The 16,006-nt window shown below is 43.2% G+C and carries 15 protein-coding genes; 7 read left to right on the top strand and 8 right to left on the bottom strand.

What is annotated here, in order from left to right; translation table 11 throughout:
• Positions 1-65 precede the first annotated feature (65 nt).
• From QUA34_RS18825 to QUA34_RS18805, 5 genes are all read right to left on the bottom strand, one after another.
• On the bottom strand, positions 66-740 hold the full coding sequence (locus QUA34_RS18825; RefSeq protein WP_333388888.1) for a hypothetical protein: 675 nt from the start codon (positions 738-740) through the stop codon (positions 66-68).
• 4 nt (positions 741-744) lie between these two features.
• Positions 745-1,557, bottom strand: coding sequence for a hypothetical protein (locus QUA34_RS18820; RefSeq protein WP_333388887.1), 813 nt, complete (start codon positions 1,555-1,557; stop codon positions 745-747).
• 3 nt (positions 1,558-1,560) lie between these two features.
• Positions 1,561-2,547: a hypothetical protein gene (locus QUA34_RS18815; RefSeq protein WP_333388886.1), complete on the bottom strand. Its 987-nt coding sequence runs from the start codon at positions 2,545-2,547 to the stop codon at positions 1,561-1,563.
• 2 nt (positions 2,548-2,549) lie between these two features.
• On the bottom strand, positions 2,550-5,096 hold the full coding sequence (locus tag QUA34_RS18810) for a hypothetical protein (protein ID WP_333388885.1): 2,547 nt from the start codon (positions 5,094-5,096) through the stop codon (positions 2,550-2,552).
• A 63-nt stretch (positions 5,097-5,159) separates the two neighbouring features.
• On the bottom strand, positions 5,160-5,369 hold the full coding sequence (locus QUA34_RS18805) for a hypothetical protein (RefSeq protein ID WP_333228775.1): 210 nt from the start codon (positions 5,367-5,369) through the stop codon (positions 5,160-5,162).
• A gap of 88 nt (positions 5,370-5,457) precedes the next feature.
• Here QUA34_RS18805 and QUA34_RS18800 point away from each other — a divergent pair, with 88 nt between their 5' ends.
• Positions 5,458-6,324: a WYL domain-containing protein gene (locus QUA34_RS18800; RefSeq protein ID WP_333388884.1), complete on the top strand. Its 867-nt coding sequence runs from the start codon at positions 5,458-5,460 to the stop codon at positions 6,322-6,324.
• A gap of 175 nt (positions 6,325-6,499) precedes the next feature.
• On the opposite strand, the gene QUA34_RS18795 is transcribed toward QUA34_RS18800, so the two are convergent.
• Entirely contained in the window at positions 6,500-6,715 is a 216-nt protein-coding gene (locus QUA34_RS18795) for a hypothetical protein (RefSeq protein ID WP_190731630.1), read from the bottom strand.
• Positions 6,716-6,979: 264 nt separating this feature from the next.
• Here QUA34_RS18795 and grxC point away from each other — a divergent pair, with 264 nt between their 5' ends.
• The gene (gene grxC / locus QUA34_RS18790) at positions 6,980-7,294 is read left to right on the top strand and encodes a glutaredoxin 3 (protein WP_333075604.1); all 315 of its coding nucleotides are present in this window, start codon (positions 6,980-6,982) and stop codon (positions 7,292-7,294) included.
• Positions 7,295-7,338: 44 nt separating this feature from the next.
• Here the strand turns inward: grxC and menD are convergent, their stop codons facing one another.
• Positions 7,339-9,288 (bottom strand): 2-succinyl-5-enolpyruvyl-6-hydroxy-3-cyclohexene-1-carboxylic-acid synthase, encoded by a 1,950-nt coding sequence (gene menD, locus QUA34_RS18785; RefSeq protein ID WP_333388883.1) that lies wholly within the window; start codon positions 9,286-9,288, stop codon positions 7,339-7,341.
• A 73-nt stretch (positions 9,289-9,361) separates the two neighbouring features.
• Between menD and QUA34_RS18780 the strand changes: the two genes are divergently transcribed.
• Complete coding sequence (locus tag QUA34_RS18780) at positions 9,362-9,661, top strand: antibiotic biosynthesis monooxygenase (RefSeq protein ID WP_333388882.1); 300 nt, start codon at positions 9,362-9,364, stop codon at positions 9,659-9,661.
• 55 nt (positions 9,662-9,716) lie between these two features.
• Here QUA34_RS18780 and QUA34_RS18775 read toward each other — a convergent pair whose 3' ends face one another.
• Positions 9,717-11,150 (bottom strand): isochorismate synthase, encoded by a 1,434-nt coding sequence (locus QUA34_RS18775; RefSeq protein WP_333388881.1) that lies wholly within the window; start codon positions 11,148-11,150, stop codon positions 9,717-9,719.
• Positions 11,151-11,533: 383 nt separating this feature from the next.
• On the opposite strand from QUA34_RS18775, the gene menA reads away from it, so the two are divergent.
• The 4 genes from menA (at position 11,534) to QUA34_RS18755 (ending at position 15,910) form a co-directional block, all read left to right on the top strand.
• Positions 11,534-12,430, top strand: a complete 897-nt coding sequence (gene menA / locus QUA34_RS18770; protein WP_333324701.1) for a 2-carboxy-1,4-naphthoquinone phytyltransferase — start codon at positions 11,534-11,536, stop codon at positions 12,428-12,430.
• 142 nt (positions 12,431-12,572) lie between these two features.
• Positions 12,573-13,373 (top strand): 2-succinyl-6-hydroxy-2,4-cyclohexadiene-1-carboxylate synthase, encoded by an 801-nt coding sequence (gene menH / locus QUA34_RS18765; RefSeq protein WP_333324699.1) that lies wholly within the window; start codon positions 12,573-12,575, stop codon positions 13,371-13,373.
• 11 nt (positions 13,374-13,384) lie between these two features.
• Entirely contained in the window at positions 13,385-14,422 is a 1,038-nt protein-coding gene (locus QUA34_RS18760; RefSeq protein ID WP_333324696.1) for an o-succinylbenzoate synthase, read from the top strand.
• A gap of 69 nt (positions 14,423-14,491) precedes the next feature.
• Positions 14,492-15,910: a 2-succinylbenzoate--CoA ligase gene (locus tag QUA34_RS18755; RefSeq protein WP_333324694.1), complete on the top strand. Its 1,419-nt coding sequence runs from the start codon at positions 14,492-14,494 to the stop codon at positions 15,908-15,910.
• The last annotated feature ends 96 nt before the right edge of the window (positions 15,911-16,006 follow it).

Below are 16,006 nucleotides of genomic sequence, written 5' to 3'. Positions count from 1 at the left end.
CAATTGCTGAAATCAGCATTTTATAGGATTCGTATGTCTATTTTCAGAATCCTATCAATAAGCGTTCAACACTTCTGCCAATAGTCAAAAGTTAATTCAATTTGGTCTGGCGAAAAAATCCAAGGGTCAACTCGATAAACATTTTGCTCGGAATCATCCTTAGCAATGGTATAATCCATGAAAGTGCGCGACTCGGCTTGCTCGTCATCTCCAATTACCCGACAAGCTAACTCAGCTTCAATTTGATCGCACATTTCTAAAATGTAAAGTTCTCGTGCATAAGCTAAGGGATCTTTAGCAAGAATGCTCTGGTGCTCTGGATATTTATTTAACACATAAGCATCACGGCTAATATCTTTTACTGAAAAATCGTGATGTCCTTGAGCAAGTTTTTCCACCCAGAGATTATCCTTGCATTCGGCTAGAAATCGATGCCCTCTAAATGAGTAGATGTATTTTTTAAACTTTTGTTCGGAGTCAGTCTCAACTTGGAGAGCGAATTTCTGGGGTTTACCAATATCGTGAAGGTTGGCTGCTTTTATTACTCGCTTGAATGAGGATTCGTAAGGGTCAGGAAAATCACTAGGTTGCCATTTTTTTACCAGTTTTCCTACATTGCTAACATGATTGCCCAGAGGCTGAAAACGGATTTCATTGGGAATAGCCGGATTGGGATTGGGTTCACTAGGAAAAAAGACACGACCAAAATTATAGGGAGGCTGACGTTCTGACTTAGCCATAAACTTAATCTCTTAGCAGGTTGATAAGGGAAACGGGGATATAAATTTCTCCGTCGGTGTAGCAATCAAGAGTAGGTGGAGAGTTAAAAGCTTGCGGGTAGTAAGCGGCAACAAAAGGAATAAATCCATCTACAAGAGTGCGATTTTGGTCTAAAAATCCATCTGTTTCTGAATCAATTTCAGAACCAGCAGACCAGTTGTAACGGTACAAGTTGTAAATATCGCAACCTCCAACAAACTGAGAACTCTGTAACATTGCTTCCATCGGGACAATTGTTGATGGATAAGCTGTAACTGTTTCGCGCTTTAACTCAATGGGTGTAAAAACTTCTGTGACAACTGCAAAGCCTTCTTTACCCAGTTTGCAGCCGTAGGTTTCTACGTCTTGGAAATGTTCTAAACCTTGTAAAGATTCGCTGACGACATAACCCGTTAGTTCTTCAACAATTAAATATTCCCAAGTGTGGAGTTGAAAGTTAGCTTTGTCTTTTTCCACATACAATCGGGAAAATACATCGTGATTAAATTCTCGCATTCCTTTGCGGTAGGTTTTATGCACACCTCGCCAACTGTTTAAGCTAGGATAAGCTCCTAGCGCTACATAATGACGGGGTAAAGCATAAAACGGCGGGTCATCTTTGTTGATTCGAGTTTCAGGAATTTCTAACCCGACACTGAGCATTCCTAACCTTCGCAAGAAACCTGATAGAGTTGTCGGCGGGACAAAAGGATAGGTGGCAATATTGAGAATTGACCCTGGCAGAATGCGAAATGTCATTGCTGCCGTAGGTGTGATGGTGAGTTTTATGCAGTACATAGATCACGCCTGTAAAACAGTTTCAACGAAGTTCGCGGCGTATTCTTGTAATTTCTCTAATGCTGCATTTCCAATCCAGCGATCGAAGTAAGTTGCTTGGATGCGATCGGTGTTATCTTCTGGAGTTCTGGCTAGTTGAATAAATTTATAGATTGCCTCTCCGGGATGAGTTTCTGAAGGGGAGATAATTGGACGTTTGCCTCTGGGAGAAAGATAGCGATCTAAGACTAATAATGGCATAGAAACATCAAAATTAATTTCTTCACCATTAGCCCGAATAATTTTCTCCCCATTTTCAGCGATCGCAATTCCCTTGGGATTTCCTGAACCAATGCGTGGTAAGGAATCCAGAAAAGCATAGGCAACAGAGGAAAAATCTTTATCAGTAACACTCAACGCATGGTTAGACACTGGATAGAGGATACCGGGCTGATTGTACTGACGCTTAAATGGTATCGGCGTTTCATCTTTTTGATTTACTAGACGTGCCGGGTGCATTGCCCGTTGCTTCTCTACTGGGTAAATATCTTGAACAGCAACACCGCCACCGTGAGTAACGCGACCAATTAAAGTGCTTTTTCCTGGGTCAAGAGCACCATAGGGAGCGCAAATAGGACAGTCAGGTTTAGCACAAGTTTTGGGAATGCCACACTGTTGTTTATCTCCTAGCAGTTCCCCACTTTTCACAGGTGCCCAAAGCAAGCAACGTCGCTCAACACCTCGCCGTTTCGTTGGAGAGATATAACATTTTTCGATGGATTTCCCATCCTTAGTAGTGAGCTTAACTATTTCCACCAAGTTGACATTGACTTGTACTTCATGCCCAAAATAAAGCTCCTGCGAACCTTCAAGAATGGCATAAATATCAAAGTGCATACGAGGGTTCTTTTCATCTGTTCTGGGTAATCCACTGGTTACTTTGGATTCCTTAGCCGTCTCAGAACCATTTTCAGTTTGATCATTAGTTGTTTGAAATTTTTTAGCAGCCATGATTAGTTTTTATCCGTGGTAGATTTTACTTTGCGAACCAATTCAGGAAAACGAGTGTAGAGAGAAAGTTTTAAGTTATAAGTTAACTCATTCCACTCTCGGTCTTGACTGTAGCCATTTTCAGCAAAGTAGGTATAAGCTCTCATCACATCATCAGCGTAGAGCGTTAGCCACATTTGCTGTTTTTCTGCATCTTTTTCTTCTCTGTTGGTAATTTTTAATTCTTCCAACAAATTCTTTGTTTGTTCATAAACAAAGTAGTTTTCAGGGTTGCAATAAAGTCTTGCTTGGACATTTGTTTTTTTCTCATCCCCAAGGGTGGCGTAGTAGCAAAAAGCAACGGCATCATCCACTTTTTCAATGATTTTACTTACTTCTCTTTCTGCATCTTCTGTTTTCATTGCCTTTTTAGCTGTACTTTCTAAAGATTGAGCAAAGGCATAGGTTAATCCAGTCAAAGCAGTGACATCCTTGTATAATTTGGCTCGTTTAGCCATTTGGTTTGATGACCCCATATTTACTCCTTGTAATTTCAAGTCTTCTTGAATGATTTGCCAGTAGAGTTGGCGGACTTTCTCAAGTTGCAAAGAGTTGACTTTAGCAGCAGCCTTCGTCACATCGTATTCAGCAAGAAAGGGTAAATCTCCCTCTATATAGCGAACAGCATCGCCTAGAGTCATATTAATTTCCTTGCCAGTAATTACAATTGATTGGTTGTAGCCGTCGATCAATCCCTTTATGAAAACTAGATATCTGCTGGCTAAGTGTTTTGGCTGACTTCCCTGAATAATTAGCGAGAATTTAAAATCAGCTAAAACCTCAAGGGCAAAAATTGAAGCTACTTTTGCTAGTGCATATTGAACTTGACCGAGTTTCTGGGATGCTAAATCACCCCCACCAGTTCGATCTGAGGCTAGGACTAAATATCGACCTGCACTTAAATGTAACTCTTTATTGGTTAACATTCTAATGTAGTCTTTAACTCTGAGTTTGGCAGGTTCACTTTGATTGAGCGGTTCAAGTTTCAAAATGATGCTTTCATCAGTAATTTTTAAGGGTGAAGCAAATGCTAAAGCTGAACAGGAAGCACAAATATAAGGTCGATCTTCGCTTGATGACGATTGACGACGCTGGGAAGGTCGCTCAAACATAAATCTGGCTACTTTCCATTTAGCATTTTCAAGAGTAACGCCGCAGGAATAGCAAAAATCTTTCCCGTCATCTCCAGCCAATCGGACTTCTTTGATACTTGGCTGTTCGCTCAGCAATGGTTCAGGGAATGGAGCGCTTGGCGGATTTTCCAAAAGGCGATACATCTCTAGAATACACTGAGTAAAAATATCTCCACGAGTTGCATTGATCTGGTCTGTAGCAGTTTTAGTGAAACTTTTAGAAATGTTAACAATGTTTTTGAACCGAGCGGGGTTTTGTTGGCGATCGCACTGAATAAACTTAAATGGTTCACCATCTGACTCTGCGAGCAATCGCATTTTTTGCTGGACCGACTCTTGAGTAAAAATAATTTGAGGAACTAGCTTGTCTTGCTGTTTGTCTAACTTATTCCTCTGTGCTTTCGTTAACCCTGAGTCCGCCAATTCACTTTTAATTTGATTTAGCTCTTGCCCTATAGACTGTTGCTCCTGCAGGACTTTACCAAAGGACTTTTGAAAAGCTTCGTTGTACTTTTTCGCTTCTTTTAACTGCATCTCCTCCTTTTCTAGCAACTTTTTTTCTGAAGATTTGCGGTCTTTATCAGTTGTCTCAGGATTATCTATTTCTGTTTTGAGAGCCTTCATTTGCTTTTGACGCTCTGTTTGACGCTTTTCTACCTCCCTAACAACTGCCAAATACCAAGCGGCTAAAACATTAGATTGCTCTTGTGTCAAAATCGGAATTTCCAAGGTACTGAAACCGCGTCCGGCTAGAGTGACACTATTGAGCATGACAATGAATGTTTGTACTAATCCTGGTAAATTGCGCTTGGTATCGCCATAAGTTGAGAAAGCAATATTTTCGATAAACTCTCGCCAATATTGACTAAAGTCGGCTGCTGCTTTTCGATGGGGAATAAAAACCTGTACGTGATAGTCACTTTCATGGAGTACCGCTATTTGATATTGTTTCTGCAAATACTCTAAAAATCTATCTATGGCGCTTTCAATAGATAATCTTGCCTGTAACTCTCCTGGTAACGGCGATTTGTACAAAATTTGAGTTTTGCCAATATCTTGATTTTGATAGATAACGCGATCGCCTGTGAAAGTTAGTTTTGGTAGCTGAGTTTTTTCTTGACTGCGCCTGAGTCTGAGTTCTCTAACTAGACTAGAGTCGCTGAAAGAATGTGCGATCGCTACCGCCTCTGACTGATTTGCTAATTTAGTAATTACTTCTGACCTTTGACGGTCAGAAATAACTTTAGCAGCTAAGGCACTTAAAAGAATGCTGATGTCAGAGTTAGTAATCTCATCCATAGCGTCTTCATTTGAGACTTTTTGAGGCTGTTCATCCAAATCATCAAACAAAGAGAGTTGCTTCCAATTCACAGTCATTTACCTCCGGTAGCTGAATATTAGGAGTAGTAGATACTACCCCCAATATCTGAGAAAGTTTATTTAAGAAGCGCTCGCTTTCGGACTCGTCACCAACCGATATTCGTGGTGCTGTCCTTCTATCCGCCGCTTATCAAACTTGTAACCCCGCTTCTTCAAAACGTGCTGCGTTGCGGAAAACCGATGACTGATTTTTGCCACCAGTTCCTCTGTTGAGTGCCACTGGCCATCGGACATCAGTTGCAGTAGGCGATCAGTAAGACTTTCTTTCATGGCAGGCTGCCTTAAGCGGTCAGGCTTTCTTAAGTACAATAAGTAGAGTATTGCAGACTATTATGAATAATGCAAGTATATTACACAGATGTCTAGGAAAAAAGAAACACTTACACTGTCAGTTCCGCCGGGAACCAAGGAGCAGCTAGAGGAGCTAGCTCGCCGCTTGAACATTTTCTGGGGCAAAAGTCCCAGTCCTTCGGGGTTGATCGTCGCGATCGCCCAACAAACCCCGGAAGTCCGCAAACTCTTTACCCTGAACCCGACTCAGGTGGAAGCGCTACTGCAAGCCACTAAAATCCTGACAGATTCAGGTCACGCCGGACAAGCTCAAACCCTTTTAAGTCTGGTGTTAGACCAAGGAGAGCTTGAAGCGCCGATGCGCCAATCGCTTTGGCAATTAGCTAATCAGCCTAGCGTGGCATGGCGAACTCAAGTCGATCGACACATCAATAACCAGCAACCTTTCCACCTGCTCTACCTGAACGCTCAAGACGAGGAACTAGAGTTTACAGTGCGCTACGCAGAGATTTCCTTTGAAGAAAAGCGCTTTTACTTGGAAATCTGGTGCGAAGAGACTAACGATCTCAAAAATCCCGACTATCCCGAACTTGTTCACAATCGGTGTTTGCGGTTTGATCGCATCAAGGCTATTGAGCCAATGGACGGACAGTGGCGCGAGGAAGGCTTAGATTTTTTAAAAGTGTACTTACACTTTTATCGTGGCATGGTAAAAGCTTACGAACCCAGGCAAAAAGATATCAGTGAGGAAGATCAAGTCATCGGAGATGTCCGCCAAGTCGTGCGGCGCGTCTCTAATCCCTTTTGGCTGATTCGGGAGGTATTCCGTTACGGCGAAGATTGCGTCATTGTGTCTCCAGACAGTGTGCGCGATCGATTCCAACAAAAACTGATCGCCCTCTGCCGCCAGTACAACCTGGAAATCCGCGATTAAATCAAAAAAAAAGCAGCCGGTAAAGGCTGCTTTGACAAAAAAACCGTTGTTGAGTTAGAGGAGAAAACTTTTAAATCGAATTCAAATTACCGCTGTTTCCACTCCTGCCTGAGTTTCCACTATTTTCATCTACCGCTGACTCACCCTGCCTTCAGAACAAAACTTCAAATCCCGATTAGAATGCTGCTGAAAGTTCGTTGACTACTTTCACCCGGCCTCTGAGCACCGCCCGCAGCAAGCGGTTGACACAGCCTCTGTCTTCGTCATTCAGAGAGTCGTCGAAGGTGGCGGCCATCAAACCGTAGCGATCCGCCAGAGTCAAAACGCCTGTATCGGTTACAGAAGCGAGGATTTCAGAGATAGCGCCGGGGAGGAGTTGTACGGGGTGCATGGCAGTGCGGTTGAATTCGATATATTTATCATCTTCTGGTTTCCTCAAAAGATCGGTGATATTAATGAGGCCGCGAATGTGATTCTCTAGGGTGAAAGCAAGTGATCCGAGTAGGGTAAAGTTGTGACTTGGGTCACAGGGGCACAGGTTGCCGCAGGCAATTCCATCCCGCGCCGATTTTTGGGTAGGACGTGGGGCTGAAGGCATTTCGCTAAAATGATCGTTAATCCCCCAACCAGTTTAATTTTTACCCCAGTACCGAAAATGCTTGATTTTCTCAATCCCATCTTGGGCCGCAAGCCCGATCGCATCAAAGCCAATGTGGAAATCTATACTTGGCAAACCTGTCCCTACTGCATCCGCGCCAAAACTTTGCTGTGGTGGAAAGGCGTAAATTTCACGGAATACAAAATTGATGGCGACGAAGCGGCTAGAAAAGCAATGGCCGATCGCGCTAACGGACGCCGCAGCGTGCCCCAAATTTTCATTAATAAGCAACACGTAGGCGGCTGCGATGACATTCACAAACTCGATGCAGATGGAGAGTTAGATGCGCTGCTAGCTCAACCAGCAGTTTAAATTAGTGTAGGTTGGGTTTCGTTCCACCTGCTCAACCTACAAATTTACAAATCTTTGGCAAATTTACTTAGATTATCTTGCCGCCATTTAGCATCGGCGCGCCTCTCTGTTGGCAATTCTAAGACGCGAATCCCGCTACTTGGCAAAAAACTTAATTTTTGTTTGAACTGTTCCCAATCGTCTATTATCTCGTGTTCCACGCCATAAGTTGCACACAACTGAGCAAAGTTAATCTGCTGCGGCGTGGCAAAAAACTCTTCAAAGGGCGGGTCAAATTTCGCAACGGGTAACATTTCAAAAATTCCGCCACCGTTATTATTAATTAATATGATTGTCAGATGACCGACAAATTTATTTTTAATTAAAAAACCGTTCGTATCGTGCAAAAGTGTTAAATCGCCTGTTAGCATGATGCTGCTTTGATTGCGGTGAGCAACTCCCAAAGCTGTTGATAATGTGCCGTCTATGCCGTTCGCGCCGCGATTGACAAAAGGTTTTATTTCTAAATGGTTTGGCTTCCAGAAAAACTCTACATCTCGCACGGGCATACTGTTGGCAATAAATATCGGTGTTGCGGGCGGCAAAATTTGGGAAAGCAGGCAGGAAACTTTGGGCTCGATTATGTTGTTAATTGCTGATATTTTTTGGTCTATTGTTTGTCTGACTTGGATTTCGGTGTTGCGCCAAAGTTGGAGGTATTCGTTTGAGGGAGAGGTTAGAACCCCCCCTAACCCCCCCTTGCTAAGGGGGGGGATTTGAGTTGATTCCCCATTGGTCAGGGCGGGGATTTGAGGGGAGATATTAGTGGTAGCAGGGGCTCGATCCCCCCCTAACCCCCCCTTAATAAGGGGGGGGACAAGAGTTGATTCCCCCTTAATAAGGGGGGGGACAAGAGTTAATATAGTTGCGAGATTAGTTGCGAGATGTTCTACGGAGGTTCGCAGGTGAATTGTTTTGCCGTGTAGCGGATCGAAATTGTGGTGGCTGGGGTCGATTATGTAGCATTTTGGTTTGGTTTTGTCTAGCCAGTTTCGCAGTTCTTTGCTTGTGGGTAAGTCTCCGATTTGAATGGCGATTTCTGGGGTTAATTTATCTGCTAGTTCGCGGTTTCGCAGGATTAAATCGTAGGTGGAAATTAGATAAGGGTTGAGTTGGGCGTAGTTTCTGACTGGGGATAGTCCTTCTGCTAAAACGGGCCAGTTTAAGGATTTGGAAATTAGGCCGATCGCACTACAGTATTTTTCGGCAAATTGAGGCTGTGCAACGCCTGCAATAATTATCCCTTTGCTGCACTTTTGCCACTGTTGCATTGTACTTCCTTCTCCCCCGCTTAACAAGGGGGGGCTGGGGGGGGTAGAGCTTTCTCCTCCGAAAATGGGTTCTAATCCTGCAAAGAAATCTTCGGGATTAAATTCTGTTTCTAAAGCTTCTACGGCAATGTCTGGAACGGGTACAAGCGGGTCGCGAAAGGGGATGTTGAGGTGGACAGGGCCTGGTGTTGGAAATTGCGATCGCTCCCAAGCATACACGATCGTCTGCCGCAGATAGTCTAGCATTCCTGTGGACGCAGAAGGTATCGCTAATTCGGCTTGCCAGTTGGGATAATTGCCGTAGATTTTCACTTGGTCGATCGCTTGTCCGGCGTGACAGTCCCGCAGTTCTGGAGGTCGATCGGCGGTGAATATTAGCAGCGGAATTCGACTTTCTCTGGCTTCTATTATCGCAGGATAAAAGTTGGCTGCGGCGGTTCCCGATGTGCAAATTAGTGCGGTTGGCAAATAGGATTTTTTGGCAATTCCTAATGCGAAAAAGCTGGCTGAACGTTCGTCGAGTATGGGAATAGTTTCTATTTTTTTGTTTTGAGCAAAGGCTATTGTTAGCGGTGCCGATCGCGAACCGGGACAAATCACGGCGGTAGTTAATCCCAACCGCTGCAAAGTTTCTGCTAATACGGAAGCCCAGACGGTATTTGTGTTGCGAAAATCTATTGGCATTGCTAAACCTGAGTAGCTCAACTCTGTATTGTGCTAGGATATTATACTCAAATAATTGTCAGGATACATTTTTATGATTCTTGAGGCGGTTGTGCTTAATGTCAAATCTGGCTTTGAGAGGGATTTTGAGATAGCTTTTAGAGAAGCCTCCAGTCTGATATCGTCTATAGATGGATATTTATCTCACGAACTTCATCGCTGCACAGAAGTTCAAGGAAAATATCTATTATTGGTTAGATGGGAAAATTTAGAAGCTCATACCATTAGATTTAGGAATTCCGCTCAATATCAAGAGTGGAAAAGAATGCTTCACCATTTTTACGATCCTTTTCCCATAGTAGAACATTTTGAGGAGGTGAAAATTAAACATTAACACAGACTCACTCAATTAACTTGACAACTCTAGATGCTGCAAATTAGCTGAATTATTAGACTAAAGCATTTAAAAGTGGTTGTAATTTGAGCTGAATTTCTGCTAGTTCTTTCTCTGGTTCTGAACCCGCCACAATACCAGCACCAGCATAAAGTATAGCCCGATCGCCATCGATTAATGCCGATCGAATTCCCACGGCAAATTCGCCGTTACCGGCGCGATCGATCCAGCCGAGGGGTGCTGCGTACAAAGAGCGATCGCAGCTTTCGCAGCGGCGAATTTGTTCGAGGGCAACATCTCTCGGCACGCCCGCTACCGCTGGGGTTGGATGCAGTTGAGCTAAAATCTTTAATAAATGAATATCAGGGGGAATTTGAGCTGTTATAGGTGTCCACAAATGCTGAATGTTTGATAGTTGCAGCAGTCTGGGCACTGGGGAAAATTTGGGAGTAATGCCGAGTTTAGACAGGCGATCGACAATAAAGTCAATCACAACTTGATGTTCGCGAATATCCTTCTCACTCTCTAGTAATCCTTGGGCTAATTTCGCATCTCCCGCCTCCGTTTTTCCTCTCGGTGCTGAACCTGCTAAAGCATCTGTTAATAACTGATTGTTGTGAATGCTAATTAAGCGTTCTGGACTAGCACCGATAAAATTTTGTCCTTTGCCGTTACTGGTTGAAAATACATAGCAATCTGGATAGCTGAGACGCAAGTTGTTTAATGAATCTATTAAACTGAAAGGGGTTTGAGAAATCACATTGATTGCTTGGGATAAAACAATTTTACTAAAATATTTAGAGGCGATCAGTTCTAAAGCAGACTTTACTGATGTTTTAAATTGAGTGGCATCATTGACGGGGATTTGTTTCAAAGATATCGAACTGTCGATCGCAGTTGTTAGTTTATGGTATTTGCGAGATTCAATTTTATCAAACGTTTGCCAAATATTTTCAGCAATGTTTTTAACGTTTCGATCTTTTTCTATGATGGCATTGGCGACGAGAATGCAGCTATCTTTCTGTCTGGTGATCTGCCATTTGGGTAAAAATATGGTGGCGGGCGGAAAGTAAGAATTAGCAGCAATGTTCTCATCAAAAAAAGCAAAGCTACAAAAAAAGTGAGGGCCGCTAAATGGCAAGCGTTCCGCACCAATGGTAATTGTATTGGCAACTGTTGAACGAATAAAGTTTTGAGCTGCTACAAATCGATCGCTTCCTGCTACGGTGAGATGGATTGCCGAATCAAGGGCGGCAATTGCAAAACTTTTGCCGGCAATGGGGTCTCTTTTTTCAAAGTAAAAGTGCCGCTGACAAGGTTCGGAAATCTCTTGCAGTACAGCTAGCGGATCGAGGGGATAAATTTCCTGAGAAATACTAACTATTTTTGTGCGATCTTTTTCGGTTAAAGACTGCTGGCAATTTAACAGAAACTGATGCAGTTGATTGCGGTCTTGCAAGAGATTAGCGCGGTGCGGTATTACTGTCATGAAAGCGAGAATAGCAGATTTGTCAGATAGAGTGTGGGTTTGTCCGGCTAAAACCCCTATTTCGATCTAAGCACGGGAGGGCGATCGCAAAACACGACCTTTTGAGTTTCCCTCCCTGTTTGGGCTCTGTTGGGGAAAAAAACCGACCGTCGGGCGATCGATCGAAACATTTAGACACAAAACTTTAAGATCGATCGGCTAAATTTCGCAAAAGTCGATCGCCCCCTGCAGAGGTTTACAGACGGGCTACTTGCGCTGTTTGAGTACCGCCACAGCCTCTGTGTGGATGTCCGCCGCGCACTCAACCCGATCGAGAGTAGACTTTGTTCACCAATAAAATTGTAAAATTACTACGCTGCTATCAATTGAATCAAGTTTGTGTAATGACAACAAAGTTAATTGAACGTTCAAATAGTAAATTGTGGCTGGCGGCAATCAAGCCGCCCATGTACAGCGTTGCGGTGATTCCTATTTCAGTAGGAACTGCAATTGCTTTTGCCGAAACTCAAACGATTAATTCGTCAATTTTTTCGACATTTTTAATGTCAGCCATTTTGATTATAGCATGGCTGAATCTCAGCAATGATGTATTTGACTCAGAAACAGGCATCGATAAAAACAAAGCGCATTCCCTAGTTAACTTAACCGGAAATAAAGCTTTAATTTTCTGGCTAGCCAATCTGTTTTTAGCAGTCGGAGTGTCAGGAATCTGCGCCATAAGCTGGTGGCAAAAAGACCCAACAGTAATTTTGCTAGTAGTTTTATGCTGTGCTCTCGGCTACACTTATCAAGGGCCTCCGTTTCGTCTTGGCTATCAGGGTTTGGGAGAAATTATTTGCTTTTTCACCTTCGGGCCACTAGCTTTGGCTGCGGCTTATTACAGTCAAACTCAAACTTGGTCTGCCACTAATTTGGTGGGTTCTGCAATCGTGGGAATTACAACGAGTATCATTTTATTTTGTTCCCATTTTCACCAAGTTGAGGACGATTTGGCTGCGGGTAAAAAATCGCCGATTGTGCGACTCGGTACGAAAAAAGGTGCTCAGTTGTTGCAGTGGTTATGCGGGAGCGTTTATGCTTTGACTGTGCTATTTGTGGCTTTGGGAATGTTCCCAATTGGGACGCTGTTGATTTTTGGGAGTTTGCCATTTGCGATCGACCTTTGCAGCCATGTCACAGACTATCACGACCAACCGATAAAGGTCAGCAACTCTAAGTTTATCGCAGTTACGCTGCATTTTTCGAGCGGATTGCTGCTGGCGTTGGGGTTTGTTTTGTAGAGTGGCTAATCAAAAATTTCGGTAAAATTGAGGTATGGTTTGCTAAGCTGAGGGAGTTGGGAGAGTTGGCCGAGTTGGGTGACTTCTCAAAATCTTCTTTAATTTAGCAATCCGTACCTCACATTGAATCGTATATTTGTATATGGAAAAATTTAATAATTATAAGTTTCAATATTCCTTAACTGGTCACACAAATCAGCCAAAAATTTTATTTTTGCATGGATTCACGGGCAGCACTCAAGACTTTAGCAGGGTCATTCCCTTACTTTCTAACAGTTATTGCTGCTTAGCAGTTGACCTTCCCGGTCACGGAGAAACCAGAGTAATCGGCGACGAAAGTTGCTACAATATATCAAATACAGCTCAAGCATTGATACACTTATTAGATGATTTACAAATAGATAAATGTTTGTTGTTGGGCTATTCAATGGGCGGGCGGTTGGCACTTTACATGGCATTACATTTTCCAGAAAGATTCGAGAAAGTAGTGTTAGAGTCAGCTTCGCCAGGATTGAAGACAGAAAAAGAGCGATCGCACCGCCGGGAAGCCGATTTGCCGATAGCACAAAAGCTGGAAAATAGCAACATTAAAGATTTTTTATTCAACTGGTACGATCGCCCTTTATTCAAATCTTTAAAAAACTCTCCCAATTTCGACAAACTCATAGAAACCCGCTTAGCAAACAATCCCTTAGAGCTAGCCAAATCTCTCCGCAATATGGGAACCGGCAACCAGCCCTCTCTCTGGGAAAAACTCGCACAAAATCACATCCCCCTCCTCTTGCTAGCGGGAGCTTATGATGATAAATTTACAAGTATAAATACCGAAATTGCCAGCTTGTGTCCAGCCGCCCTTCTGGAAATTGTACCAAAAGCTGGTCATAATATCCATTTTGAAAATATTGATACGTTTGTCGCACTTGTGAGAGAATTTTATGATTAACTAAAAAACTAATGCTTTATCAATTCGAGTTTCGCACTTATCAGCGAAAATTTAAGCGTCCCTTGCAAACAAGTCACGGCATCTGGGATATTCGATCAGGAATTATCCTGCGACTTGTGGGCGAAAACAATCAAATTGGGTGGGGAGAAATTGCCCCTTTGAGTTGGTTTGGTTCCGAAAGTTTTGAGCAAGCTTTAGATTTTTGTAACTCGTTGCCAGGTAATATTTCATCAGAGATGATTTTTGCTATTTCCGCTGAATTGCCGGCTTGTCAATTTGGCTTTGAGTCAGCACTATCAAACGAGCAAAATTCACCCCCCCCAGCCCCCCCTTGGCAAGGGGGGGAGAAAAGCGAAAATTTAACTTACCTTTGCCAAGAGGAGGAGAAGAGGCTGAGTCAGTACAGCGGTTTATTGCCTGCCGGAGAAACAGCTTTGCAGGCTTTGCAAGTGCTTTGGTTAGAGGGATATCGGACGTTTAAATGGAAAATTGGTGTTGCTGCAATTGAACAAGAATTAAAGATTTTTCAGCAGCTAATCGAAGCAATGCACAATTTGTGCGAGCGCGAAAAAGCATTTTTGCGCTTAGATGCCAACGGGGGACTCAGTTACTCGCAGGCTAAAACATGGCTGGAAGCTTGCGACGAGGTAAAAGCAACTCCCGATTTTTCCGCAGACATTGAATTTTTGGAACAGCCCCTGCCCGTAACCCAGTTTCAGGAAATGGTAGAATTGAATGCTATTTATGCAACTCCGATCGCCCTTGATGAATCTGCCGCCAACCTCGATCGCATCCAAGAGTGCTACAGCCAAGGCTGGCGGGGCATTTTCGTCATTAAACCTGCGATATGCGGTTCCCCATCCCAACTGCGAAAATTTTGTCAAACTCACAATATAGACGCTGTTTTCTCATCAGTATTTGAAACCGAAATCGGCCGACAAGCAGCATTAAATTTAGCAACACAATTGTCTTTAAATAAGAGAGCACTCGGCTTCGGCACCGATTGCTGGTTCGATGAAAATCATTCGATTTTAGATTTTAGATTTTAGATTAGTCTCACGACTAAATCAGGCGAGTTAGGTAATTGTTTTGAATCGAGAAACTTGGTGAAAGCATCTATGGCAACAAATCTCACAGTAAATATTCGGGATCTCGCGCCTAGCTTGCCAGATAATTGGCTGATTGGTTGTGACAGTCGCGAATTTTCCCGAATTGTCGATCGGCTATTTCAAGAAATCACCCAAAATCACGCACAAACAACACCCCCAAAAATTTGCCTCGCAGAACCAGATCCCGTGCAATTTCTTGCCAGTTTCACCGCCGCCCGCGCCGCCCAATGCCAGATTTTTCTGTGCAATCCCAACTGGGTAAAACAAGAATGGCTACAAGTCTTTGATTTAGTTCAACCAGACATATTTTTAGGACAATACCCGCTTCCCAACAATCCCCATATCCCAGTCCGCGAAGGCGGACTTCGTTTGTATAGCCGCGAATTCCATTCGCCGACAAAAAGCGGTTTTGATACGATCATGATTCCCACCGGCGGTTCTTCAGGAAAAATTCGTTTTGCCATCCACACTTGGGAAACGCTAACAGCATCCGTACAAGGTTTTCAACAATACTTTCAAGTTGACAAAATCAATTCATTTTGCGTTTTGTCATTATACCACGTCAGCGGTTTAATGCAATTCATGCGTTCCTTTACTACCGGAGGACAACTGGCTATTCAGCCATTTAAAGAATTAGAAAATGGTAAAAAAAGCGATATCGAACCCGAAGAATTTTTCATTTCTTTAGTTCCCACTCAACTGCAAAGGCTGCTGCAAAACCCAGATACAGCTAATTGGCTGGGACGGTTTCGTGCTGTACTTTTGGGCGGTGCTCCCGCTTGGCCGGAACTTTTAGAAACAGCTAGAAACTATCAAATCAAATTAGCGCCTAGTTACGGCATGACCGAAACAGCCTCGCAAATTGCTACACTAAAACCCGAAGATTTTCTCGCGGGTAATAACAGTTCCGGTCAAACTTTACCGCACGCTCAAATAACTATTCGCAGTGCAAAAGGCAAGATTTTGTGCGATAATAAAATTGGAAATATTGTGGTTAATGCTCAATCTTTGGCGTTGGGTTATTATCCTGAAAAATTTGGAGATCGCGAATATTTCCAATTAGACGACGTGGGATTTTTTGATAAAAATAACTACTTAAATATCGTCGGACGCAGCAGCGATAAAATTATCACAGGCGGAGAAAATGTATTTCCGGCGGAAGTTGAAGCCGTTGTGCGATCGACTAATTTAGTTGCGGATGTTGCTGTAATTGGCTTGCCAGACAAAGATTGGGGTCAAGTCGTTACGGCTATCTACGTTCCCGCTAATTCCGAAGTTACTATCAAAAATCTGCAAGCGGCAATAGAAGATAAGTTGAGCAAGTTTAAGCGGCCGAAATATTGGGTAATCGTCGAACAATTGCCCCGCAATTCTCAAGGCAAAGTCAATCGAGAACAATTGCAAGAAATTGCGCTCAAAGATCAATAATTATTAGGCGCAATCTATACAGAAGGCAGAATTTATCATGCTTATTTCCGACTCCTGACAACAGTCAACAGTCAACATTCAACAGTCAACTGACTA

Source organism: Microcoleus sp. POL10_C6, from assembly GCF_036701585.1.
In the GTDB taxonomy this organism is placed as follows: domain Bacteria; phylum Cyanobacteriota; class Cyanobacteriia; order Cyanobacteriales; family Microcoleaceae; genus Microcoleus.
This window is presented reverse-complemented; position numbering and strand designations above follow the sequence as displayed.